The sequence below is a fragment of the Streptomyces europaeiscabiei genome, assembly GCF_036346855.1.
Classification (GTDB): domain Bacteria; phylum Actinomycetota; class Actinomycetes; order Streptomycetales; family Streptomycetaceae; genus Streptomyces; species Streptomyces europaeiscabiei.
Genome location: NZ_CP107841.1, coordinates 5956886 through 5980494, shown reverse-complemented (window position 1 = coordinate 5980494; position 23609 = coordinate 5956886). Strand labels below are relative to the sequence as shown.

Here is a 23609-nt window from a genome sequence, read left to right as displayed (position 1 = left end):
CATGGGTGTCGGCGACTTCATCAGTGACATCACGCCCGACTCGGTCGAGAACGCGGTCGAGGACGGCGTCGAGTGGGCCGGCAACCGGGTCGAGGACGCCGGGAACTGGACCGCCGACCGGCTGGACGACGTCGGCTGGGAGTCCGGTGCGGACTGGGTGCGCGAGCAGTCCCGTTCCGTCGCCAACCGGATGGGCGCCGAGGTCGACGAGATGGACCTCGGGCAGACCGAGGACAAGACCAAGCTGATCTACGGCAGCGCGGGCAAGCTCGACGCCACCGCCAGGAAACTCCGGGCCTTCCAGACGGCCTTCGACGACACCGGCGACGGTCTCAAGGGCCTCGACTCCTCCCAGCTCAAGGGCGAGACGGCCAACGCGCTGCGCACCGCGGTGAGCACCCAGCCGCCCAAGTGGTACGCCGCCGCCGATGCCAGCGCGAAGGCGGTCGGCGCGCTCGAGGCGTTCGCCGACACCGTCACCTGGGCGCAGGGACAGGCGCAGATGGCGATCGACAAGTGGAAGGAGGGTGTCAAGGCGTCCGAGGACGCCGCCGACGCCCACCGCAAGAAGGTCGACGACTACAACGGCGCCGTCGACCGCTACAACGCCCAGCCGGCCGACAAGCGCGACCCGTCCTCGCTCCCTCCCAAGCCCGCGGCGACGTTCGACGACCCTGGCAAGAAGCTGATGCAGGATGCCCAGGACCTCCTCGCCGATGCCCGCAAGCAGCGGAACTCGGCGGCGGAGACCGCGCGCACCGCGGTCCGCGCCGCCCGCGACATGGCCCCTGAGAAGCCGTCGTACGCCGAGCAGTTGAACGACGGGCTCCAGGAGTTTCAGATCATGGGCGACCATGTGGGCGGCGGCATCATCAAGGGCACGGCGGGGATCCTCAACTTCGTCCGCGGTGTCAATCCCATGGACCCGTACAACCTCACGCACCCGGCCGAGTACGCCATGTCCCTCAACAGCCTGGCCGCGGGGCTGGTGGTCGCCGCCAACGATCCCATCGGCACCGGCACCCAGATGGTCAAGGACTTCATGAAGGACCCGGCCGAGGGCTTCGGCCGGCTGATACCCGACCTCGCGCTGACCGCCGCCACCGGTGGCGGCGGCGCCGCGGTGAAGGGCGTGCGCATCGCAGAGGAGGCCGCCGACGCCGCACGGGCGCGCAAGCTGATCGACGACACCCCGGACGGCACCCACAACACCCCGGACGGCGACCGCAACCCCGGCGGCGACCCGGTGGACCTCGCCACGGGCCGGATGTACCTGCCCCAGACCGACGTCGAACTCCCCGGCATCCTGCCGCTGGTCTTCACCCGCCGCACCGAGTCCGGTTGCGCGGTCGGGCGCTTCCTGGGGCCCGCCTGGACGTCCACCGTCGACGAGCGTCTGCAGATCGACGCCATCGGCGTCGTCCACGTCACCGCCGACGGGCTCCTGATCACGTACCCGCACCCGGTCCCCGGCGCGCCCACCACGCCGGAATCGGGCAGGGCCCACACCCTGCTGGCCCGCGACGCCGACGGCGACTACACGGTCACCGACCCCGACAGCGGCCTGACCTTCCACTTCACCACCCCGTCCGGCAGCGAGCCGGGGGGCGACGGTACGGCCTGGTTGTCGGGCATCACCGAACGCAACGGCCACACGATCACCGTCGACCGCGGCGAGGACGGCCTGCCGCTGGCCCTGGTCCACTCGGCGGGCCGTCAGATGAAGCTGTCCCTCACCGACGGCCTGGTCACCGCCCTGTCCTTGGCAGGCGCGGGCGAGGGCGGCGCGGACCTGCCCCTGATGAGCTACGGCTACGAGGACGGCAACCTCATCGCCGTCACCAAGCCCTCCGGCGCCACCACCACCTTCGTCTACGACGACCGCCGCCGCGTCGTCGCCTGGATCGACTCCAACGCAAGCCGCTACGACTACGTCTACGACGACCGCGACCGCGTCGTGGCGGAGGGCGGCGAGGCCGGCCACGTCCAGATCACGCTGGCCTACACCGAACCCGACCCCGAGACCGGCCACCACACCACCACGCTCACCACCGCCGACGGGCACGCGACCCGCCACCTGTTCGGCCCCGGCTGCCGTCTCCTGGCCGTCGCCGACCCGCTCGGCCACACCACCCGGTTCGCCTACGACCCGCGCGGCAACCTCCTGACCCGCACCGACCCGCTGGGTCTCACCACCACCTTCTCCTACGACGAGGACGGTCGGGCCGTCTCCGCCATCCGCCCCGACGGAAGCGAACTGCGTACCGTGCGCGGCCCGTTCGGTCTGCCGGTGGAGGTCGTCGGGCCGGACGGCGCCCGCATGGTCCATGAGTTCGACGAACGCGGCAACCGCACGGCGGTCACCGACCAGGCCGGCTCCACCACCCGCTACAGCTACGACCACGCCGGCCGGCTCACCTCGGTCACCGACGCCCTCGGGGCCACGACACGCGTGGTGTGCGACACGGCAGGGCTGCCCGTGGAGACGACCGACCCGGCCGGCGCCATCACCCGCACGGAGCGGGACGCCCTCGGCAGGCCGGTCCGCATCACCGGTCCGATGGGCGGCGTCACCCGCCTGGAGTGGCACGCCGACGGACAGCTCGCCCGGCGCACCGGCCCCGACGGCGCCACGGAGTCGTGGATCTACGACGGCGAGGGCAACCTGCTCACCCACACCGACGCGTCCGGTGGCGTCTCCCGCTTCGAGTACACCCACTTCGACCTGCCGGTAGCCCGCACCCGACCCGACGGCGCCCGCTACGAGTTCGAGCACGACGCCGAGCTGCGCCTCACTCGCGTCATCAACCCGCAAGGGCTGACCTGGACCTACGAGTACGACGCCGCCGGCGACGTCGTCTCCGAGACCGATTTCGACGGCCGCACCCTCACCTACCGGGTGGATGCCGCGGGCCGGCTCGCCGAGCGCGTCGACGCGCTCGGCGGGACCATCTCGTTCGAGCGTGACCAGCTCGGCCAGGTGGTCCGCAAGGACGTCGACGGCCACGTGACGACCTACGTCCACGACAGGGCAGGACGCCTGCTGGAGGCGGCCGGGCCGGACAGCGAACTCCGGTACCAGTACGACCGCCGAGGGAAGGTCAAGACCGAGCTGGTGGACGGCCGTCCCGTCTCCTACTCCTACGACGCTCTGGGCCGCCGCAGGAAGCGCACCACGCCCACCGGTCACGTCACCTCCTACGCCTACGGCGCCGACGGGCTACCCCACCGCCTGACCTGCGGCGATCACCGGATCGACTTCACGCACGACGCCGCCGGCCGGGAGCTCACCCGCGTCTTCGGCGACGCGGTCACCGTGTCCTCCACCTGGGACGAGGCCGGACGGCTTTCCGCGCAGCACATCTCTGCCGGAGCCCGCGCCGTCAACAGCCGCGCCTACTCCTACCGCGCCGACGGTCACCTGATCTCCCTCGCCGACCGGCTGTCGGGCACCCGCACCTTCGATCTCGACCAGGCGGGCCGCGTCACCGCCGTCCACGCCCAGGGCTGGACGGAGCGGTACGCCTACGACGACGCCGGCAACCAGACCTCGGCATCCTGGCCGTCCCGCCACCCCGGCAGCGAGGCCACCGGACCGCGCGCCTACACCGGCACCACCATCAATCGGGCCGGAGACGTCCGCTTCGAACACGACGCCCTCGGCCGGGTCGTCCAGCGGCAGAAGACCCGCCTCTCCCGCAAGCCCGACACCTGGCGCTACGAGTGGGACACGGAGAACCGCCTTACGTCCGTCACCACCCCCGACGGGACACGGTGGAGGTACCGCTACGACCCCCTGGGCCGCCGCAGCGCGAAACAGCGCCTGGCGGCCGACGGCGAGAGCGTGGTGGAGGAGATCCGCTTCACCTGGGACGGCCTCACCCTGTGCGAACAAACCAGCCACCAGCCGGATTTCCCGAACACGGTCGCCCTCACCTGGGACCACCGGGACGTCGTCCCCGTGGCCCAGACCGAGCGCCTCCTCACGGCCGACGATCGCCAGGAGGAGATCGACCGCCGGTTCTTCGCCATCGCCACCGACCTCATCGGCACCCCCACCGAACTGATCGACGAGTCCGGCGACATCGCGTGGCGCTCCCGGACCACGCTGTGGGGCACCACCGCCTGGGCCCGTGACAGCAGCACCTACACCCCCCTCCGCTTCCCCGGCCAGTACTACGACCCCGAGACCGGTCTCCACTACAACTACTTTCGCCACTACGACCCGGAGACCGGCCGCTACACCTCCCCCGACCCCCTCGGCCTCGCTCCTGCCCCGAACCCCGTCGCGTACGTGGACAACCCGCACAGCGGGTGTGACCCGCTGGGCCTCATGCCCAAGTACACGAAGGAGGAGAAGGCCCAACAGGCCAGGGAAAGGGCCATCCAGACCGCGGACGACGTCGTCGAGAGAGCTCAGGGAGACCGGATGAGAAAGGCCGGCAACTACCACGCGGATTCCATGCACGGCTTCAGCGACGAACGGGTCCTGGAGATCCTCAAGAACCCGGACGCGGTGTACCACTCAACGGCGGGCAGCGGAAGGCTGACCTTCCGACAGGGGGAGGACATCGTGGTGGCGGAGGGTGGCGGCGCCGGGGCAGGCAACGTCATCACGGCATACGGCCCGTCCGGCATCAGAGGCGACTCCGGAGTGAGGGCGCTTGGCGGCTTGCCCACCGATCCCGGTGGGCCGATTACCCACGCAGACGTGGTGGAAGGCAGGATTCCGGCCAAGAACGGCTACATGGCTCCCGCTGTGCAGATTCGATAAGGGCGGCATTCACCATGAGACTCACCCTCGACGACGGCTGGACCGCGACGGTGACGGACGATCCACTGCGCAGCACCCCGCGCTTCGACTTCCCGGGCCAGTGTGTGCGCATCGCGGAGTACGCGGACGTGACGGAATGGCAGCGGTTCCTCGTGGAGACTTTCGGCAGCCGGGAGTGGCTGTGGGACGCTCCCGACGAGCTCCGGTTCGACCAGGCCGGCCGGGAACTGGTCGGCGCAGGGTTCCGGTTGCCCTATGAGGCCACCGACGCCGAGGACTCCGCCCGCCTTCCCGCCACACCCCCCGTCCGCCCGGGCGGCCTTCGCGCGGACGAAGTCCGGGACTTCCGCCTGGAGGTGACCACCGAGCTCTGCCGCGCCCCCGGAGACACCGCGCTCACCTGCCTACGCGACCTCGACGTCCTGGACGAGCCGCTGGAAGCCCGCATCGGCATCGCCCCCGACGTGGCGCTTCTCGTCCAGCACGGCACCGTCGTCGGCTGGAGCCTCACCGACCCTGCGCGGTACCTGACCACCGGCTTCGCCGCCCCCGACCCGGCGCCCCCCGCTCCGGCCACCCGACTCCTGTTCACCGAATGCCTGGACCTGATCACCACGCCGCTGCTCGACGAGGTGCGGGACCGGGCTCCGGCCGCCCTGGACCGGCTCCGGGCGCTGGACCAGGCCCTGCGCGACCAGCGCGAGGACCGGCACCGCGCCGACGCCCTGCTCTCACTCATCGCCGACCTGGTCGAGGACTACGCCGACCGGCCGACCAGGCAGAAGCCGTGAACCACCGGCCCGCCCCGCCCCTGGCAACGACGCGGACGGCGGGCGACACCACGCCGTCCGGATGCGCATGGCGATGCACAGACACGGCAACCACACCCGGCGAAAGAGGGACGGAGCCGCGGTCCTGGTGTGCTCCGCCTGCGTGAAGACACCAGATCGCGAGTGCGTCCGCTGCGGCGTCACTGGACCCGCGCATGCCAACCCCAAGGGCGAAGGGCCCGTCTGCAAACGCTGCTACCGCGCCCCGGAACGTATCTGCGGGAAGTGCGGCCAGCTCCGCCACATATCGAAGCGCGGCGGGAACGGCGAACCCGGGCTCTGCGCAACCTGCCGCGTCATCGAAGGCATCTGTGTCGTCTGTGGCCGTTTCCGCAGAGGCAAGCACGTACGGCAGGGGGCGGAGCCTTCCACTGCAACAGCTGCCGCCCTCGGCCCCTGCACAAGTGCGGAGACTGCGGCCGCACGGACCGTAGTCTCGCGACCTGGCCAGCTGGCCCGCTCTGCCCCACCTGCTACGGACGCCGACGCCGCAATCCGGCACCCTGCACTCTCTGCGGCACCACCCGGGTCCTCGTGGGCCCGACCGAAGTCGGCGGCGAAGCATGCGGGCCCTGCTGGGGCATCGACGTCGACTTCACCTGCCAACGCTGCGCCTACCCCGGCGACATCTACGCCGACGGGCGCTGCACGCGATGCGTCGCCAGTGACCGGGTCCGCGATCTCCTCAGCGGCGAAAACGGCCAGCCGGGCCCCCAACTCGTCCCGCTGGCAGAGGCACTCATCTCGGCCACCTCCCCTCGCTCCGTCATCAACTGGCTGAGCCGAAGCGGCGGCCAGCTGCTGGCGAGCCTGGCCGCGGGGCAGGCTGAGATCACTCATGATCTGCTGGACGACCTTCCTCAGGACCACGACACACGCGCGGTCCGAAACCTCCTGATCACCACACAAGTTTTGCCCAGCCGCGACGAGTTCCTGGCGCGCCTAGAGATCTGGCTCCGCCAGGCCCTCGAACCTCTCCTCTCCCACCACCTGCGGATCATCCGCCCCTTCGCCGAGTGGGCCATCGTGCGCGATGCCCGACGTAGATCCTTCCGCAGCCGCTATCGCGAATCCTCAGCGACCGCGGACTGAACCGTTCCGGGTTCGGTAGAGATCTCAGATGTTGGTTGTGACCTGGGCTTTCGTGGTGCTCAGGTAGTGGTTGGCTTCGTATTCGGCGGGCGGGATGTGCCCTATTTCACCGTGGAGCCGGGTGTGGTTGTACCAGTCGGTCCATTCGGCGGTCGCCAGCTCGACCTGGGCGAGGGACCGCCAGGGCCGTTGCGGCTTGATCACCTCGGTTTTGAAGAGGCCGATCGTCGACTCCATCAGCGCGTTGTCGTATGCGTCCCCGACCGATCCGATGGAGGCGGCGATGTCGGCCTTCTCCAAGTGCTCGGCCAGCGTGAAGGACGTATATTGCGATCCTGCGTCCGAGTGATGAATCAACTCACCTGGCAGGTACGGGTGTTGGTCGCGGTCGCGTTGCCACAGTTCCCATGTCCAGGGCGTCCAGGACGAGCCGGGTCTGCTTCGTGGTCGAGGCGGACCAGCCGACAATCCGGCGGGAGAAGGTGTCCACGACGAAGGCGACGTAGACGACGCCGGAGAACGTGGCGACGTGGGTGAAGTCGGCGACCCAGCAGCGATTCGGCGCGTTGGCGACAAAGTCGCGGAGACCAGGCCGCCATCGACGCGTTCCGCGCGATGCTCACCGCCCGCAAGAACCCGCAGCCCTGAACGCCGCGCTGCGACCAGGACGTCGCCGTATTCGCCGGCCACTAACTTGACCTTGACACGGTGACAAGGTTTTCACTTGGGCGCAGGAGGTGGTCCCGATCAACACGACCGACGTAACCCCGCAGAACACCCGTGTGACCAACGCCCTGGGCGCCGAGGACTCGTCGGTCCGGCTTCAGACGGCCCTGGCGGTCGGCTCGAACCCCGACCCCGTGTTTCTGGAGACGATCGTCGAGCGGTGCGCGGTCGAGCCGGACTTCTTCGTACGAGACATGCTGTCCTGGGCGCTGACCCGCCTCCCGCCGGAGACCACCCTGCCCCGGATCCGCCAGGAGCTCGACTCCAGGCGTACCCAGGCCCGCAGCCAGGCGCTGCACACACTCTCCAAGATCGGCGACAAGAGCACGTGGGCCTGGGTCACCCGCGACATGTTGCGGGACGCCGACGACGAGGTCGCGCGGACCGCGTGGCGCGTCGCAGTCGTCCTCGTGCCCGAGGGCGAGGAGAAGGACCTGGCCGACGAACTGGTTCTGCAGCTCGGCCGTGGCGACCGCACTGTGCAGCTGAGTCTGAGCCGGGCCTTGGCCGACCTCGGTGACGTGATCAGGTCGGCCCTGGAGAGGGCCGCGGAGAGTTCCGACCCGGCGGTGGCCGCGCACGCCCGTGCCACCGAGCTGCTCCGGCAGAACCCGGAGACCGGTTTCGACGTGGCCCTCGACGAGGCGAAGCGCGTGGTCGCACTCGGCCCGGAACGAGCCGCTGCCGCCGCGGCTGCGTCAGCAGGCACCGAAACCTCGGAGGCCGCCGAGCCCGCGGAGACGACCGAGTCGATGGAGGCCGCGAAGGCTGCAGAGGCATCGGAGGGCGGGGATTGCTGATCGGCGATGTGGCCCGCCGCTCCAGGGTGAGCACCCGGATGCTCCGGCACTATGACGCCCTGGGGTTGGTGCGGCCCACGGGCCGCACTGTCGGTGGCTACCGCGAGTACTCCGCCGAGGATGTCCGCAGGATCTTCCATGTGGAGAGCCTGCGGTCCCTCGGGCTCTCGCTCAAGCAGATCGGGCGCGCGCTGGAGGACCCGGCCTTCACGCCGTCCGCCCTGGTCAGCGACCTCATCCGGCGGACTGAGGACCGCCTGGCGCGGGAACAGGAGCTGCTCGAGCGGCTCCGTGCGATCGACGCGTCGGCGCCCACCGACTGGCAGGGAGTGCTGCGCATCGTCGCACTCATGCGGGAACTCAACTCGCCCAGCGCCGCGCGCAGACAGCAGGCCGTCCTGGCCCGGCCGGAGGACGTGTCGGTACCCGCCGACCTGCTGGCTGGGGCGGTCCTGACCGAATCAGACCCGCACGTCGCAGGCGCCCTGCGCTGGGCGCTCGCCCGATCGGGCGGTGACGGTGTGGCGACACTGTACGCCGCCACGCACTCGGGGGACGCTGACATCCGGCGGCGCGCGGTGCTAGCGATCGCCGAGATGCCTGAGGCTCCGGGTGCTACCGCAGTGCTCGCGGACGCCCTCGGGGACCCGGACACGACGGTGCGCAGGCACGCTGCTCTGGCTCTGGGCAGGCAGGGCGTGGCCGCGGCCGTGCCCACACTCGTCAGCATGGTGGTGGAGGGCTTTAACGACGTGGACGCGGCGGAGGTTCTGGGCACGCTGTCCCTGGACCCCGCGTGCACGGATCGGATCACGACCGCCCTGGTCGACGAACTCGCCGCGCCCACCGCGGACTCCGCGACGCGGATCCGCCTCACCCAGGCGCTGGTCGAGCTCGCGGGAACCACCGTGCAGGAGGTCCTGCGCCAACTGGCCCACGACGACGACAGTGCTGTCGCCCTCGTCGCCTCGGCCCTTGTCGGAGTTCTCAAGTACCAGTCTCTCGAAGACCGTTGACGAGCTTTCCTGAAAGCGCGATCTGAACGAGGCATCACCCATGGCCTCTCAATGCGCTTCACGAGAGGCTCGCCTGGTAGGCAGCCGGTGTCACGGGCATAGCTGGACGGCAGTGCGCGCACACCGCAGGTGCATCTCGGACAGGGAATCGCCGGGTGAGCGCCTCGGCCACCCGGACGCAGGCAGCGGGTCGGTGCTCATACGTCGATCCTCCAGGCAGCCGAATAACGCAGCCCTGGAACACTGCCCCTTCACCAGTAAAGGGGACTGACTTGGTCATGCAGTACGTGGGGCGCGATGCCACTGCTCTGGCCGCCGCAGGAGCACTTGCCCTCTCCCCATCAGGCAACAGCGAACCGGACATCGATCCACGCACGAATCGCCCTCTCACCGTAGTCGTGCTATTCCGACAGCCCCCTCCCCTGGCGGGTCCTCCCAGGACGGATCCACGGGGACATTCCAACCTCTCAGCATCGCCAGGACCTCCGCCCGGGTCTTCGGCCAGGCGAACCGGATTGCGCGGTCGAGCACTTCATCACTGTCCAAGAAAAATTCCACGAAAGTGAAGTAAGCCGTGTCCACCAGCCAACCCGACGGGTCCTCCTCGAGCCCCTCGATGAACTCGAAACAACGCTCCAGGAATTCCATTTGCTTTGCGTCGATTTCCGGAGATCTCATCACTGGCTGAAACAGCGGGTGAGCAAGCACTTCGGACAGGAGCGTCCCCGGGTGAACGTCGACCTGTTCCCAGTGGGTCACCTGCGATGCATGCAACCCCTCACGTTCGGCAGCCTTCTCGAAAAAAGGCTTTACTTCTGGGAGCAGCCGGAGGAGCTGCGTAACCAGATCATCCGAGGATATTCCCTGCATTGTTCATACTCCTTCGTGTTTCGATGGATAATATCGCGCCACCGGCCGGAAAATCATTCCGGCCGGTGGCGTCTCTGGCAGGTGGCCCGATGGGGTCAGGGTCAGGCCGTTGGGGTCACCACATAGCAGTCACCGAAGAACAGGCATCCCGCGCCCTGTCCGTCGGGGAGCGCGTCCAGCGGATCCGTCAGGGATTCTGTGAGCTGTTTCGTCGCTTCCTCGACCCCGTAGTTGTAGACGTCCACCGGGAACTGTGCGGCGCCGGCGCCGACGCCCACCACCCCGAACGCCTTGGCAAAGCCCCGACCCTTGATCGTCTCTCCCGTGGGCACAGGCCTCCGGTGCGTCTTCGGGTGACGGTTCGCAGGGACGGCGAACTTCTGCCCCGTGACCTCGCTCATCGATGCCGCCGAGATGACGGTCTTGACGAGTTTGGACACCGTTTTGTCGAACCCCGACGCCTTCACTCTCTGCGTCACCACCCCAGCGACGTCGTCCGCTTGGATGGCCGTCCAGAGTTCCTTCGATTCATTGATCGCGACCTTACGGTCGGAGTCGGAGATAATCCCCTTACCCGTGTCCTCCTTGGCCATGCGGTCGTCCTCCAACAACTTCCGCAGACCGCTCAGCTTCGAGACCGCCTTCTCGATGTGCCATCTCGTTCCGCCACCGCCGAACGCCTTGCCCTCGTTCAGTTCCTCGATCAGCGCCGTGGCGGTCTTGCCGTCGCCCACTACGTCCGAGTCCGGAACCTTCTCCCGAATGCAGAGCTCCTCAATGATGTTTTTGAGGGCGCTCGCTCTGCACCGCCGGCATATGGGCGCGCTTCTTGCCCATCCTCGGGTTCGGGTTCTTCTTGGGCTTCGAGGGCTTGCTGGGGACGACCTTTCCGCCCACGCATTTCCCGGGGTTCTGGTTGCAGTACTCCCTCTCGTCCGGGTCGTAATTTCCCGTCGGGTCGCTGCGCCGCAGCGGGTTGTTGTGCCCGTAGGCGTAGCCGTTCAACTGCTGCGGGTCCGACGGGTCGACCACCGCGTCAGCGCTGAGGAAACGGCCCGTGTCCGGGGCGTACTCCCGGGCTCCGAGATGGGTGAGGCCGGTCGGGTCCTGCGTACCGCCGATGAAGCCCTTGTTGCCCGGCCAGGTTCCGGCCGGCACCGCCGTGCCGCGTGCTTCACCGAAGGGCATGTTGCGGCGCTGCACCATGACCTGGGTCCTGGCGTCGACGGCGAGTTCGCCGGTGCCGTGGTGGTCGGCGACGACGAACGAGAGCGTGCCGTCGTCCTGGCGTACGGCGCCCGCCCCGCCGAGGTCGTAATACCGCCGGGCCGTCGTCTTCCCCGTGGCCTTCGTCCAGGTGATCTCCGTGGCGCCCAGGTACAACGTCGAAACACCGCCGGGACCGCGACTGATCAGCCGCTTGCCATCGGCGTCGTACAGGTACTCGGTGACCGAGGAGCCGCATGGAAGACGACATGCTCCGCTCCTTCCGCGCCCACGTCCGCCACCAGCGCGCCGCCCTGGCCGCCCTGAAGGGCGAGAAGCACGAGCGCTGGAAGGCCGAGACGGCACCCAATCAGGCCGAACGCGAGGAAGCCGTACTCGCCCAAGCCGACTACTCCGAAAGGGCGTTGGAAGCCAAGTACCGCCTCCGCAGCGCCCGCGCCTTCATCCGCGAAGACGGCGGCACACCACCTCACCTGCCACCAGAACTCGCCGACGTCGACCCACCCGTCGGCAACACCGATGAGGAGAATGATCTTTGAAGGGTTCCACCCACCGCCGCTGCTACTGCCGCGACGCCCACACCGGTAAGCCGCTCGGTAAGCAGTGCCCGAAGCTCTCCAGCCGCAAGCACGGCTCGTACTCCATACGCCAGGAACTCCCGCCCCGCGAAGACGGCACCCGCCGCTCCTTCAGCCGCGCCGGCTACGACTCCCTCAAGGCGGCCCAGGCCGATCTCGACCACATACACGCGCTGCTCGGCCTCGCCGACACCGACGACCCCGAGGGCATAACGCTGATCGCCGCCATGTTGGAGGAGGTCGGCGACGAGAAGTCGCCACTGCCGGATGTCGAGGAGACCCGGCGGCGCCTGAAGTCCGGTCAGGACCTGATCGGCCGCCTGACCGTCGGCGAGTGGCTCGACCGATGGCTCGACGGCAAGCGCATCCGCAGGTCGGGGCTCAGCCGCTACGAGACCGATATCCGGTTCCACCTGAAGCCCCGGATCGGCCACCACCGTCTCGACCGCCTGCGCGTGAGCCATCTCAGCGAGATGTTCAGGCCATCGCCGACGCCAATGCCGAGATCCTGGAGCAGAACACCCAGCGCCGGGCCGCGGTCGAGGAGTTGGCCACCGTGCCGTGGAAAGGCACGGACAACCGCGCCCGCCGCAAGGTGATGAAGACTGCTATCGATGCCATGCCGCCGTTCCGGCGTGTGACCGGTCCGGCTACCCGGCTGCGTATCAAGGCCACGCTGCGGTCCGCGTTGAACGACGCGATCGGCCAGCAGATCCTCACCTTCAACCCGGCCGCCCACGTCGAACTCGATCCCGTGCGCAAGCCGAAAGCGCTGGTGTGGACCGACGCGCGGGTCGCCAAAGTGGGAGCAGACGGGCGAGAAGCTCTCCCCCGTCATGGTCTGGACGCCCGAACAGACCGGCACGTTCCTCGACTTCCTCGCGGAGAACCGGCTGTACGCGATGTGGCACCTGATCGCCTTCCGGGGCCTGCGTCGGGGCGAGGCATGCGCGCAGCCCTGGTCGGAGACCAACCTCGATGACCACTCCCTGACCGTCTCCGCCCAGCTCGTCCAGGACGGGTGGGAGGTCAAGACCTCCGAGCCCAAGACGGACAGCGGCTTCCGCGTGGTCGCGCTCGACGACGACACCGTCAACGTCCTCAAGCGGCACCGCGAACAGCAGGACGCGGACCGCGAGGAGTGGGGATCAGCCTGGGCCGAGACCGGCATGGTCTTCACCCAGGAAGACGGCTCCTGGCTCCACCCCGGCAAAGTGACCGCCCTCTTCGAGCGCCTCGTCGCCGCCTCCGGGCTCCCGCCGATCCGGCTGCACGACCTCCGGCACGGGGCGGCCACGCTCATGCTCGCCGCCGGCATCGACGTGAAGATCGTGTCGGACACGCTCAGGCACAGCGATACCCGGATCACGCGAGACATCTACCAAAGCGTCCTGCCTCACGTCGGGAAGAGCGCTGCCGAGGCCACGGCCAAACTGGTCCCCCTCCAGCGTAGGACCGAGGCGAAAGTGGCGGCCCGCAAGGCGGCGAAGGCCACCAAGAAGGCCAAGGCCAAAGCGAAAGACCGGGCCAAGGGTAAGAAGAAGGACGACTTGAAAAAGCTCAAGAAACAGGGCTCTCGGTAACGTCAGCTGTCTCCGGGATGGCCTGCCTGTCGCAGCCCCGGGTAGACCTCAGGTCTCAGCGGAGCCAAGATTCACTAGCACCGCACCTGCAACTCGCTCGTCGGCCGGTTCCCCCTCAGCGCCACGGACCATGGCTCGTACACGCTGCGGAAGCCGGCCCACCGGACGGTCTGCCATTTCCCGTAGTTGTCCGCGAAGGGCACGTTCAGTTGGGCTAAGCGGCGCTGCACCACGCGTCGTCTCGTCGCGCTCGGCCCGCCCGCGGTCATCCTCGCTATCGTGCTGATGACGATCAACCCGGCTCGGCTCCTCTGGGTTGGTCAACCGGATCGGAGCTCCAGCCACTACTGGAGAGTTTTGCGAGAGCTCCGTCTCCCACTCAAGCTCCGCAAGAGCTGTCTGGTGCAGACTCAGCACCCTCCCGTAAGCAATTTCCAGGCTTGGCGCACTGGATTCACTCCCATCACAAAGGATGCGGTTCCAAGGGCGACTGCGATCCTTCACGTATCGCGAGCTCGCGCGCGCTCCGCGAAGCGTCTGCTTGACAACCAGGGCTGACGCTATGGTGCATCCCAGCTGACCCTCATTGAAGGTGCCATGGTCGCAGCCCAACCACGGCTTGCCTGGACGTCTCTGTGGCCAGTTGAGGTGGTTGTAGAAGACGTAGGCTGGAATGCAACCTGCCTTGATGGCGTCTTCGATCAGAAGATCATTCTGGTACCTGTCGCCATCGGGTCGATATCGTAGGTCGTATCCGCCGTTTCGGTTGGCACGCTTCGCTTGGACGCGCATGCCGAACCCCACGGCGCCGGAGTGAAACCACCACTCCCAGTCCGCTCCGTTCGAGCGTTCCTCATCGCTCGCGAACGGATGGATCGCCACCCGGTCACCATGGGCCCGATCGATGGCCCGGAGATTCTCCTCGGTGTGTGTCACTTCACTCGACGGCCAGCCCCTACGGTGTTCGGCAGCCAAGGCTTCAAAGGTCAGTTCGGCGCGCCGACTGAGAGTTCCACACAGCGAGCCGGCCGAAGAGGCGCGCGCACCACAAGTCCGACAAAAAGTGTCATTCTTACCAACTTGTTGACCACAGTCGCAGCGCGCCAACCCGACTTCACCTCTCTACGTTCTGAGTGCCTAGCTTCGCCACCCTAAGTCGCTGATGGCACCGCGTCGCTGCGGTTTGACGTGAATGCCAGATCATGAACCGCAGCACTCGGCGGTGCACCTCTTCCAGGCCCATCCGCTCACGCATCGCTCACGCAAGCCCCTCCACGACATCCCCGTCGCGCGGCTCGACATGTCCCAGACATGAAAAAACCCCAGGTCACGGCGAGTGAGTCCTGGGGTTAATCCGAGCCGCCTTCGGGATTCGAACCCGAGACCTACGCATTACGAGACCGTGAGGGATCGTGTTGCGTGGTGCCCGGTCGTACTGCCCAGTGACGTTCTGCCTGATCAGAACATGTGCGGCTGGTTGGCCTGTGCTACCTCGTATTACGCCGTCCAAAGGCGTCCGGCCACCGACTGGCCACCGAGACAGATGCCGAAGGTAGCAAGGAACCGGTCACCCGGATTGTCGGCCTCCCACAGAGCCTCCTGTCGGCGTCGCCGAAACAGCATCGTCGTCGTGCGAAGGTACCAGCCGCAAGGAAAACATCACGCAGGACAGCAGGAAGTCGCCCTTATGCCAGTACCCCTACGCGTCTACCTGGGCGCACGACCCCTGCATGGTGACATTGGCGCTGCCGGCCGTGACACCTCGGGGGTTTCCGGTGTTGCAGGGCTGAGCGGAACGGTACGACACACCTCACGTGCATCACCTTTCCGCGGAGAAGACCGCAGCCCCATCGGTCACCCGATGGGGCTGCACGCTCACAACTGTGCGTCATCCGTCCTGCCGATCGAATCTCGCGTAGAGATCACGATCTCGCCATGAGTCGGAGAAGGCGTCCAACATGGCTTCTTAGAGGCGAGGTCGCTGACATTCCGCCGGGGGTCGAAAATCCTCGCTGTGACCGCCTCCTTAACTGCCTGCCATCTCAGTTCATGCATGCAGAATGAGATCAGCTCGACGGCACCGTCCCCCAGCGAATCGATCACCGAGACGAGCACTTCCTCGAATGCATCCCTGGAGCCGGGATTCGACTTCAAGATATCGAGATCCCGCTCGACGGACTCGACTCCGCACGATTCCTCGGCGGCGTCTCGAATGTCCTGCACGATTCCTCTGAGCTCGGCGACTGGGCCAAACGGTGATGATCCCCAAGGGGCGTTCGACGCCGCAGATGGCGGCTTCATCGCCATCTGCGGCCTTTCGTAGCGCTGCTGGTGATTGCGCCGCAAGAATTCCCCGCACTGAAGGGTTGAGGGCCCGCCGGGACAGCCCGGCGGGCCCTCAACCCTGTCAACCCGAACGCCCTACCTCGAGAAACTGCCGGTAGACGAGGCTCAGTAGCGCCGCATACGCGTGCTGTGAACGGGCGATGGCCCGGTCGTCGTCCGATGTCGTCTCACTGATCCGGTCGATTCGCTGCATCAGCTCTTGAAGCATCGCAAGGACGTCGACCGGCGCTGTCTTGAAGACACCGCGTTCCACGTAGCGGATCACCGTCGTCACATACTCGTCGGCTTCCGCTAGATCGCTGCGCGCCAGAATCAGGTCGCTACTCGATCCACTCCGAGGGAACGGAAGGCTACGCCAAAGAGTGTAGGCGTCCATGAAACTGAGAATCACATGCTCCTCTCGCCTAGTGGGCATCGTCGTACCAGAAGGAAACAAGTCGTCCGTCAGATAGCCAAGGACCCCACCGGAGCATCATTCCGAAGGGGCCCTTGGAGTTATCGCTGGGACGTTATCGACTAGGTATTCTGCCGCACTGGGCGGTTACTCCTCGTACCAGAGGTAGGCGTTTCATTTGTAGGGGTAGGGAGTTCGCCGACCTAATCTGCAGTAACTCCCTCGATTCTTGGCTTGACACATCTCGCTAATTCTTCGAGACCATCGAAATTCCTCCGCTCGCGAGGGAGAAGATCCGGACAAGTGCCTTTCGGACGGCAGGGTCTCGATCGAGACGATCCAGCGATTCGAATCTCTCCGGAGTGAGGTCGAGCGTAGCGATACCGCCCGCCTCCCTGCCATCTACAGTCGAGAACAACACGAGGCATCGGTATGCCCGCAAAGCCCCTCCTCGCTCTTCGCGCATCAGCGATTGGAGGACAACTGCTTCCTCTTTGACCTGACTGCGAACCGCGTCCAGAGAGGACCACCGAGTCGCCCAGCCTCGATCCTCCGCTTCCGACTGGATCTCGAGGAGGGTATTGAAACTGATCTGACAGACCCGGAAGTCAGGGTCAGTCGAATGGATCATAGGCATCAGAACACTACTCTCCTTCGAATACGTCAATACGTATGGGCGTGTCTGCGTCGATGCGTCCATCGTTAATTCTTGTCTGGAGTTCGTCCCAGCGGTGATGACCTCCAAGAATCGTGCCGCCACGCGAGACAAGAATCCCGTCTCCCTCAGCGGCGTTGTTGATCCCATCCAGAAGGTCCTCGTTGCTCAATTCCTCGTGATACCACTGTGACGCTGGATCCCGAGTCGATTGCCCCTCGGTGTACATGTCACCGAGATCGCCAGCTCGCTCGTGAGTTGTTGAGAACGTCGGGCAACCATCGGAATTGTGAACGAGTACCGGGGTATTCCCCGCCAGCACATAGTACGTGTGCTACGCGACCCCTCTCTATCTGCGTATTCGCAGATCAGCGGTGGTTTCGGGTACCGCTGGTGTCCGTGGTTGTGCGAGGGAATCCGTGGGTGTTGCCGTCGCTACTGCCGTCAGGAGCGCGGGGCGCACGGTGGCGCTGCCGCTGGCGGAGTGTCGGCGCACGGGGACTTTACTGCCACGCGCCGGGCTCGGCGCGGAGTATGGCTCGGACGGTCTGCTCGTAGTGCTGGTGGCCGGTCTGGGCGCAGTGTCCGGCGATCCAATGCGTCAGCTCGTCCGGGGTGTGCAGGGTGCCGGATGTGGCACCGCAGTTGCTTTCCTCGCCGGTGACGCAGACCGCCGTGAAGGCCGGCAGTGCCAGGGGGTCGGGGACGGTGGTCACGTGGTACTCGCGGAAGCGGTAGCGCCCCCGTGCGGCGTCGCGGACCGGTGCGTTGGTGTCCGCAGAGTCAGGCACCCTCGTCCACCTCTTCCTCTTCCGGGTCCGGGAGGCGCTGCCCGCGCGAGTCGGCTACTCGGAGCGCGTCCGCCAGGGCCTCGGTCAACCGGCAGGCCAGCCAACGGTATTCGGTGGCCGATAAAGTTGGCACTCCGGGAGCCGTGGCTTCTCGGGCGTGCTCCAGCAGCTCCTGGCCCATGCTGAGCTGTACCGTCTCGATACTGTCGGCGAGGGTGGAGAGGTAGCCCCGGCCGTCGGTGCTCAGGTAGCAGGGTTTCCCCTCCGGGCTGGTCCACGGCAGTAAGCGGGGGCCTCTCCCACCCGACGCGGCGTCGTACAGGTCTCTGCGACGCATGCGGTCGGCATCGCTCCTGGGCTGGCTCACTGGGCACCCCCGGCCTGGGTCACTGATGGTGGACACACCGACCGTAGGCACTGACTAATCGTCACCCCAGGTGAGCGTCACGGCAGTTCGCGACTCTTGGTTCGCGAACTGCCACGCTGCGTGGCAGCTACCCGACAACGCCCAGGTAGTCGGCCATTTCGCGCATCTCCGTGGTGAGGGTGCGCTTGCGTTTGCCGAGGATCTCCTGCATGGTCTCGGCGGCCCCGTTCTGGTGCCGCAGCCACTGCGGGGCGGCTTCCCTGGCGCGGGTCAACTCCTCCATGGCGGCGGACAGGTCGCCGGTCCGGGTGTGGGCGCGCGCCACATCGAGGGTGAAGCGGTTCCCGTCGTTGGTGCTGGGCCTGCCCAAGCGCTTCCATGCCTTGGGCGACAACTCCTCCTGCTCGCCCGCCTTGCGCACTACCGCGCGGGCGTCGCCGATGACCAGCGAGTCTTCGAGTGCCTTGACAGCGACGGTGACCGGCCCGAAGACGGACCAGTGCCGGGAGACGTTGCGATGTGCCGTCCCGACCGCGGTTGCCGCGACCCGGGCGGCTTGACGGTACGCCTTCGCCTCGTCGGGACGGTTGTTCCTCGCGGCTGCGGCGGCGGCCTCCATCGCCAGGCCGCCCCACACCGCGTAGTGGTCCGGCTCGGCCCCGGTGATCTTCGGCTCCACCGCATCCATGCTCTGGGCGGCGACCTGTTCCGCCTCGTCCAAGCGGCCCTGCCGCACCAGCAACCAGCACATGCAGCCGACACCGGAGCCCGCCGCAAGCATGTCTCCGGCCTGACGGGCATCCATGATGGCGCCGCGCACGGCGGCGTACGCGATGTCGTACTGCCGTACCTGGGTGAGATAGGTGCCGGCCAGACGCAGCGCCTCGGCACGGGCCAGCAGAGCCTGCCGGTGCTCGTCCCCGCTGTCGTAGTAGGCGACGGCTTGTGCGGCATCACGCAGCAGGACCGGCAGTTGGGCCGCGACGCTCTTGTAGCTGTCGGAGAAGTACAGCACCCGTGCGTCTTGCAGCGTCCGCCGGAAGGTGCGCAGGTTCGGTTCCTCGGCCACGGCTTCGGCGTCCTGGTCCACGAGTCCGACGGCTGGGGTGAGGGCGGCGCGGAGCTGAATCAGGTTGACGCGGTTCGGCTCCTCGGTCCGCCCGACGGGCTCCGGGGCATCGGACGCCATCAAGGCTGCCGTCGTCACCCCCAGGGCTCGGGCGAGCGTGTGCAGGGTCTCCATGCGGAGAGTGCCGCCCTGCTCGGCCTTGCGTACCGTGCCCGGCGATACGCCTGCGGCGTGAGCCAGTTCCTCCTGGCTCATCCCCGCGCGACGCCGGTACTTGCGGACGTTGTCGGCCAGCTCCGTAATCATCAACTCACCACCTCCCACTCCACGGTACGCCCGGCCGGCACATCAGCCGGGGACGATCCGGCAGACACCCACCCACAGGAGTGCCCCACCACGTGGCGAGCCGGAGCACCGGCAGAATCGGGGCCTGAGCGGGAGGGGGTCCCTCGTCGGTCGAGCAGCTTCGCCGTGCCAGGGTTCCCCGGGGGCCGCCAAGGCTCACACCGTGACGCATGCGCTCGGCCTTGGCGGCCCCCGGGGGTTCCTGGTACGCCCCCGGTGATCGGTCGGCGAGGGACCCCCTCCCGCGACCCCGACCCCACACAACGACGAAGCCGCACCCGCAAGTCGACCCCCTGCCCCTCAGAGAGAGGGCCGGGGTCTGGGGCAGGGCCCCAGGATGGTTCGCTGTGCTGGCTGTTGCGCGCCCGGACCGGCGGGGCCGTCGTCAGCGGGGCGGAGACAGGAGCGGGCGGCGGCCCCGCAGGGCCGGAGCGCGCGCGGGCCGCGTCAGCGGACCGCCTTGATCAAGTAAAGAAACTCTGAACAGCTCACCCAGTGTCCGCGTTGTCCGGTCCCGGGAGATGCTTGACACTTCGATCCCAGCTGATGGTTGACGGTGGCCGTGATCGGCTTTTCTGTGCACGTTGTTGTGGCGTGTGGCGGGAGGCCGGGATTGGCTCTGGTGGAGTTGTCGGTTGTCGAGCAGAGATACCGGGCTGTGCTCGCGGTGCTGGCGGGTGCGACGGTGACGGAGATCGCCGCGTCGCTGGGGGTGTCGCGGCAGACGGTGAGCGGGTGGAAGTCGAGGTATGCCGCCTCGGGCCTGGCGGGGCTGGCGGACCGGTCACGCAGGCCGGCCTCGTGTCCGCATCAGGCCTCCGCCGAGGTGGAGACGGCCGTGTGCGAGCTGCGGCGCAAGCACCCTCGCTGGGGTCCGCGGCGGATCGCTCATGCGCTGGAGCGGTCCGGGGCGGTGAGCCCGCTGCCGTCACGGATGACTGTGTATCGGATCCTGGTCCGTCACGGTCTGGTGGAGCCGGGGGTGCGGCGGCGGAAGCGGTCGGATTACAAGCGCTGGCAGCGGGACCGGCCGATGCAGTTGTGGCAGATGGACATCGTCGGCGGCGTGATGCTGGTCAACACGGTGACCGGTGAGCTGACCGAGGCCAAAGTCGTGACCGGGGTGGACGATCATTCCCGGTTCTGCGTGATCGCGTCGGTGGTGGAGCGGGCGACCGGTCGGGCGGTCTGTGCGGCGTTCGCGGGGGCCCTGCGGAGGTTCGGGGTGCCGGAAGAGGTGCTGACCGACAACGGCAAGCAGTTCACCGACCGGTTCGGGCAGGGCGGTGAGGTGTTGTTCGACCGGATCTGCCGGGAGAACGGGATCGCGCATCGGCTGACGCAGCCGGCGTCGCCGACCACGACGGGCAAGGTGGAGCGGTTCCATCAGACGCTGCGGCGTGAACTCCTCGACGACTGCGGCGCGTTCGAGAGCATCGAAGCGGCCCAGGCGGCACTGGATCGTTGGGTGCAGGAATACAACTCGATGCGTCCGCATCAGGCCTTGGACATGCAGTCTCCGGGAGACCGGTTCACCCCGGTGCCCGAGGAGGAGCGGGACATGCTGGGGCTGAAGATTCCCGGAGTGCTGGCGCTGGTGCCGCAGCAGCGGACACCTCCAGCGGACCCGGACCCGGACCCGGACCCGGCTCCGGCTCCGGCTCCGGCTCCGGCTCCGGCTGAAGCCTCGGCTGTGCCCGCCGCCCTGCCTGAGGTGGTCCCGGCCGCGGCGGTGGAGCCCGGTGGGCCGGTGGAGTTCGATCGGGTGGTGCCTGCGAGTGGGAATCTGCAGGTGGCGGGCAAGCAGTTTTGGCTGGGTCCGGCCCGTTCGGGGCTGACGGTGACGTTCTGGGCGGACACGTCGGTGATCCATCTGCTGATCGCTGGGACGCGGATCAAGAGCGTGCGGTCGCACCTGTCGGTGGCTGACCTGGGACGGCTGGCTGTCCGGGGCGGCCGTACGGCCGGACCGGCCCCGCTGCCTGCCGGTGAGGGGATGGCGTTCGAGGTGGACCGGGTCGTGAACAACAGCGGCCTGGTGGGCCTGGCCGGGCGCCAGGTGCTGGCCGCGGAGATCCTCGGCGGCCGCCAGGTGGGCATCCGCCTCGACGACGAGACGCTGTCGTTCTTCGACCCATCCTCGCGAGAACTCCTGCGGGTGCGGCCCAACCCGCTGACCGGAGAGGAAGTGCGTCGGCTGCGGGGCCTGCGTCCGGCCGGACCGCCACCGCGGCCGGGCATCGAGCCGGTGCGGGTGCAGCGGCGGATCAGTGCTGTGGGCACGATCATGGTCTGCCGCCAGAGCGTCTCCCTCGGCCGCCCGTACGCAGGCCAGACGGTGACCGTGCACGTGTCTGAGACGACGATCACCGTCGAGCTGGACGGGCAGGTCCGGGTCATCCGGCGCACGACCGACATTCCCGTCCGCCACGTCAAGGCGAACAAGCCCTACAAGGTTTCCGATGTTGTCTAGGCCCACCGTCAAGCATCATCTGGGACCAGAACGTCAAACATCACCTGGGACTAGACAACCCAGTGTCCGCGCTGTCAGAGTGGCGGTCAGGGGCGCTGCTGCCGACGCTTCTTCGATTCGGCCAGTGCGGTGTTCAGCTTCTCGCTCGGCGACATGTCCGGCTCGGCGTCGTCGTCATGGAGGGGCGGCAGGAACAGGCCTCGTCGGCTCTTCTCGCGTTTGACTTTCCGGCGCTCGTTGAAGAGCCGCTGGTGCTCCTCACGGACCGTGACCCATCGCTGGTCCAGCTCCGCTTCTCGTTCCAACAGCTCGTCATCGCTGAGGTCGGCGAACTCGGTGGCGGCTGCGCGGACCTCTCGGTCGATCTCCTCCCTCAGCAGGTAGTTCGTGATCGGCCCGTGGTACTTGCCCGGCTCCGGCTCTTGGCGCACGAAGACGCCGCGTCCCTTGACCGCATACACCAGTCCTGCCTGCTTGAGTCTGCGGTAGGCGTTCTGGGCGGTGGAGTTGGCGACTTGGAACCGCTCTTGGATCTCGCGGGCCGGGGGCAGCTGCGAACCGGGAGGGTAGACGCCTTCCACGATCTCTCGGTGGAGGGCGTCGGCCACCTGAACGTACGGCGGCCGGCCGTCTTCGTTACGGATGGCATCGACCGGCCCGTCCGGCTCTCCGGTTTCAGCCTCGTCGTACTCACTGTCGGTCGGCTCGGCGCTTCCGATCGCGGACATGCTGACAAAGCTGCCCCGGCCTAGCTGGGAATGGACCAGCCCTTCCTGCTTGAGGACCCGCAGAGCGTTTTGGACAGTGGAGCTGGAGACACCGAACCTCTCCCCCAGCACGTTGGCCGAGGGCAGGCGCTCACCGGGGCGGAATTCGCCGTTCAGGATCGCGTCCCGTAGAGCTTCGGCGGCCTGGAGATACGGCGGCCGGGAGTCCTCGTCCAAGGGCAGGGTCATGCCCCCACGGTATCGCCAGCAGCCCGTAGCGCTACAGGCACATCCACGTGCTACCCACCTGGCGCTCACTACACCTCATCGACTTCACAAGCTAATCGCTCTTGCAAGATGAGCGATCTTCTCCTTATGCTCGTGGCGAGTCGATCAAGCGGCTCCATCGAACGAGGATGTGATGGCATGGCCATGACCCGTATCCGTGTTGCCCTGCTGCCGTCGGCGGTCTGCATCGCGGGCACCGAGCCGGTATTGAAGATCAAGGACCAGCAGACCGGGGAGGTCGCCACCGACCGGGAGACCGGCGCGTCGCTGTACACGGTGACCGCGATGCTCATGGAGGACGGCCGGGCCGAGGTCCTGAAGATCACAGTCCCGGAGACGGGCCTGGCCGCCGGGCTCAAGCCGGGCGCGATGGTGAGGCCCGTCGAGCTGTTCGCGACCCCGTGGGCGCGGATCTTCAACGGTCAGCTCTCCGACGGCGTCGCCTACCGGGCCGCCCGACTGGAGCTGGCAACGGTGGAGGCGGCCCAGTGATCCGCTTCGAAAACCCTGCGACGGAGCGGGAGTTGCACCCGCTCCGACCCCTGCCGGGGACCGGGGGCAAGGCCACGTTCGCCGTCTCGGCCGCGGTGCTCGATCTGCTCGGCCTGAGCCCGGAGCCCGCCGCCCGCCTGGACCTGGCCCACGTGCTCCGCCTGATACGAGAAGAGGGGGCCTGAC

General features: G+C 67.6%; 20 protein-coding genes and 2 pseudogenes. 10 read left to right on the top strand and 12 right to left on the bottom strand.

What is annotated here, in order from left to right; translation table 11 throughout:
* The first annotated feature begins 1 nt into the window (after position 1).
* The 3 genes from OG858_RS26175 (at position 2) to OG858_RS26165 (ending at position 6696) form a co-directional block, all read left to right on the top strand.
* Positions 2 to 4774, top strand: a complete 4773-nt coding sequence (locus OG858_RS26175) for a putative T7SS-secreted protein (RefSeq protein ID WP_319317841.1) — start codon at positions 2 to 4, stop codon at positions 4772 to 4774.
* A gap of 14 nt (positions 4775 to 4788) precedes the next feature.
* Positions 4789 to 5565, top strand: coding sequence for a hypothetical protein (locus tag OG858_RS26170; protein ID WP_328544358.1), 777 nt, complete (start codon positions 4789 to 4791; stop codon positions 5563 to 5565).
* A 573-nt stretch (positions 5566 to 6138) separates the two neighbouring features.
* A complete protein-coding gene (locus OG858_RS26165; RefSeq protein ID WP_328544359.1) occupies positions 6139 to 6696 on the top strand; it encodes a hypothetical protein in 558 nt (185 codons plus the stop codon).
* A 24-nt stretch (positions 6697 to 6720) separates the two neighbouring features.
* On the opposite strand, the gene OG858_RS26160 is transcribed toward OG858_RS26165, so the two are convergent.
* Together OG858_RS26160 and OG858_RS48220 are read right to left on the bottom strand one after the other, a co-directional pair.
* Positions 6721 to 6996 carry an integrase core domain-containing protein gene (locus OG858_RS26160; protein ID WP_328544360.1) on the bottom strand — a complete coding sequence of 92 codons (276 nt, stop codon included), beginning with the start codon at positions 6994 to 6996 and terminating at the stop codon, positions 6721 to 6723.
* 58 nt (positions 6997 to 7054) lie between these two features.
* A pseudogene (locus OG858_RS48220) lies at positions 7055 to 7252 on the bottom strand (DDE-type integrase/transposase/recombinase); the annotation flags it as partial.
* A gap of 226 nt (positions 7253 to 7478) precedes the next feature.
* Between OG858_RS48220 and OG858_RS26155 the strand changes: the two are divergent.
* Both OG858_RS26155 and OG858_RS26150 read left to right on the top strand, forming a co-directional pair.
* Positions 7479 to 8222: a HEAT repeat domain-containing protein gene (locus OG858_RS26155; protein WP_328544361.1), complete on the top strand. Its 744-nt coding sequence runs from the start codon at positions 7479 to 7481 to the stop codon at positions 8220 to 8222.
* Positions 8216 to 9238: a MerR family transcriptional regulator gene (locus tag OG858_RS26150; RefSeq protein ID WP_328544362.1), complete on the top strand. Its 1023-nt coding sequence runs from the start codon at positions 8216 to 8218 to the stop codon at positions 9236 to 9238. The genes OG858_RS26155 and OG858_RS26150 overlap by 7 nt, the downstream gene beginning before the upstream one ends.
* Before the next feature lie 387 nt (positions 9239 to 9625).
* On the opposite strand, the gene OG858_RS26145 is transcribed toward OG858_RS26150, so the two are convergent.
* The 3 genes from OG858_RS26145 to OG858_RS26135 form a co-directional block, all read right to left on the bottom strand.
* Entirely contained in the window at positions 9626 to 10108 is a 483-nt protein-coding gene (locus tag OG858_RS26145; protein ID WP_328544363.1) for a hypothetical protein, read from the bottom strand.
* Positions 10109 to 10209: 101 nt separating this feature from the next.
* Positions 10210 to 10842: a hypothetical protein gene (locus OG858_RS26140; protein WP_328544364.1), complete on the bottom strand. Its 633-nt coding sequence runs from the start codon at positions 10840 to 10842 to the stop codon at positions 10210 to 10212.
* 40 nt (positions 10843 to 10882) lie between these two features.
* The gene (locus OG858_RS26135; RefSeq protein WP_328544365.1) at positions 10883 to 11491 is read right to left on the bottom strand and encodes an RHS repeat-associated core domain-containing protein; all 609 of its coding nucleotides are present in this window, start codon (positions 11489 to 11491) and stop codon (positions 10883 to 10885) included.
* Positions 11492 to 11571: 80 nt separating this feature from the next.
* On the opposite strand from OG858_RS26135, the gene OG858_RS26130 reads away from it, so the two are divergent.
* A complete protein-coding gene (locus tag OG858_RS26130; RefSeq protein ID WP_328544366.1) occupies positions 11572 to 11874 on the top strand; it encodes a hypothetical protein in 303 nt (100 codons plus the stop codon).
* A pseudogene (locus OG858_RS26125) lies at positions 11871 to 13496 on the top strand (tyrosine-type recombinase/integrase). Before OG858_RS26130 ends, OG858_RS26125 begins: the two are co-directional and overlap by 4 nt.
* Before the next feature lie 48 nt (positions 13497 to 13544).
* Here the strand turns inward: OG858_RS26125 and OG858_RS48215 are convergent.
* From OG858_RS48215 to OG858_RS26095, 6 genes are all read right to left on the bottom strand, one after another.
* Complete coding sequence (locus OG858_RS48215) at positions 13545 to 14300, bottom strand: hypothetical protein (RefSeq protein ID WP_408059488.1); 756 nt, start codon at positions 14298 to 14300, stop codon at positions 13545 to 13547.
* A 1071-nt stretch (positions 14301 to 15371) separates the two neighbouring features.
* Entirely contained in the window at positions 15372 to 15803 is a 432-nt protein-coding gene (locus tag OG858_RS26115) for a hypothetical protein (RefSeq protein ID WP_328544367.1), read from the bottom strand.
* Positions 15804 to 15903: 100 nt separating this feature from the next.
* Entirely contained in the window at positions 15904 to 16218 is a 315-nt protein-coding gene (locus OG858_RS26110) for a hypothetical protein (RefSeq protein ID WP_328544368.1), read from the bottom strand.
* Positions 16219 to 17394: 1176 nt separating this feature from the next.
* A complete protein-coding gene (locus OG858_RS26105; protein ID WP_328544369.1) occupies positions 17395 to 17682 on the bottom strand; it encodes a DUF7848 domain-containing protein in 288 nt (95 codons plus the stop codon).
* Complete coding sequence (locus OG858_RS26100; RefSeq protein ID WP_328544370.1) at positions 17675 to 18019, bottom strand: hypothetical protein; 345 nt, start codon at positions 18017 to 18019, stop codon at positions 17675 to 17677. Before OG858_RS26100 ends, OG858_RS26105 begins: the two co-directional genes overlap by 8 nt.
* Positions 18020 to 18176: 157 nt before the next feature.
* Entirely contained in the window at positions 18177 to 19424 is a 1248-nt protein-coding gene (locus tag OG858_RS26095; RefSeq protein ID WP_328544371.1) for a helix-turn-helix domain-containing protein, read from the bottom strand.
* A 667-nt stretch (positions 19425 to 20091) separates the two neighbouring features.
* Here OG858_RS26095 and OG858_RS26090 point away from each other — a divergent pair.
* Complete coding sequence (locus OG858_RS26090) at positions 20092 to 21936, top strand: IS481 family transposase (RefSeq protein WP_328545292.1); 1845 nt, start codon at positions 20092 to 20094, stop codon at positions 21934 to 21936.
* Between the two features lie 86 nt (positions 21937 to 22022).
* Here the strand turns inward: OG858_RS26090 and OG858_RS26085 are convergent, their stop codons facing one another.
* Entirely contained in the window at positions 22023 to 22892 is an 870-nt protein-coding gene (locus OG858_RS26085; RefSeq protein ID WP_328544373.1) for a GntR family transcriptional regulator, read from the bottom strand.
* A gap of 177 nt (positions 22893 to 23069) precedes the next feature.
* Here OG858_RS26085 and OG858_RS26080 point away from each other — a divergent pair, with 177 nt between their 5' ends.
* Complete coding sequence (locus OG858_RS26080; protein WP_328544374.1) at positions 23070 to 23423, top strand: SCO3933 family regulatory protein; 354 nt, start codon at positions 23070 to 23072, stop codon at positions 23421 to 23423.
* Positions 23420 to 23608 (top strand): hypothetical protein, encoded by a 189-nt coding sequence (locus OG858_RS26075; RefSeq protein ID WP_328544375.1) that lies wholly within the window; start codon positions 23420 to 23422, stop codon positions 23606 to 23608. The genes OG858_RS26080 and OG858_RS26075 overlap by 4 nt, the downstream gene beginning before the upstream one ends.
* Position 23609: the final 1 nt, after the last annotated feature.

Bases quoted from the DNA above. Each gene is read 5' to 3' on its own strand.
- OG858_RS26175 (WP_319317841.1), top strand. From the start codon at position 2: ATGGGTGTCGGCGACTTCATCAGTGACATCACGCCCGACTCGGTCGAG.
- OG858_RS26170 (WP_328544358.1), top strand. From the start codon at position 4,789: ATGAGACTCACCCTCGACGACGGCTGGACCGCGACGGTGACGGACGAT.
- OG858_RS26145 (WP_328544363.1), bottom strand. From the start codon at position 10,108: ATGCAGGGAATATCCTCGGATGATCTGGTTACGCAGCTCCTCCGGCTG.
- OG858_RS26130 (WP_328544366.1), top strand. From the start codon at position 11,572: ATGGAAGACGACATGCTCCGCTCCTTCCGCGCCCACGTCCGCCACCAG.
- OG858_RS26115 (WP_328544367.1), bottom strand. From the start codon at position 15,803: ATGGCGATGAAGCCGCCATCTGCGGCGTCGAACGCCCCTTGGGGATCA.
- OG858_RS26110 (WP_328544368.1), bottom strand. From the start codon at position 16,218: ATGGACGCCTACACTCTTTGGCGTAGCCTTCCGTTCCCTCGGAGTGGA.
- OG858_RS26100 (WP_328544370.1), bottom strand. From the start codon at position 18,019: ATGCGTCGCAGAGACCTGTACGACGCCGCGTCGGGTGGGAGAGGCCCC.
- OG858_RS26095 (WP_328544371.1), bottom strand. From the start codon at position 19,424: ATGATTACGGAGCTGGCCGACAACGTCCGCAAGTACCGGCGTCGCGCG.
- OG858_RS26085 (WP_328544373.1), bottom strand. From the start codon at position 22,892: ATGACCCTGCCCTTGGACGAGGACTCCCGGCCGCCGTATCTCCAGGCC.
- OG858_RS26080 (WP_328544374.1), top strand. From the start codon at position 23,070: ATGGCCATGACCCGTATCCGTGTTGCCCTGCTGCCGTCGGCGGTCTGC.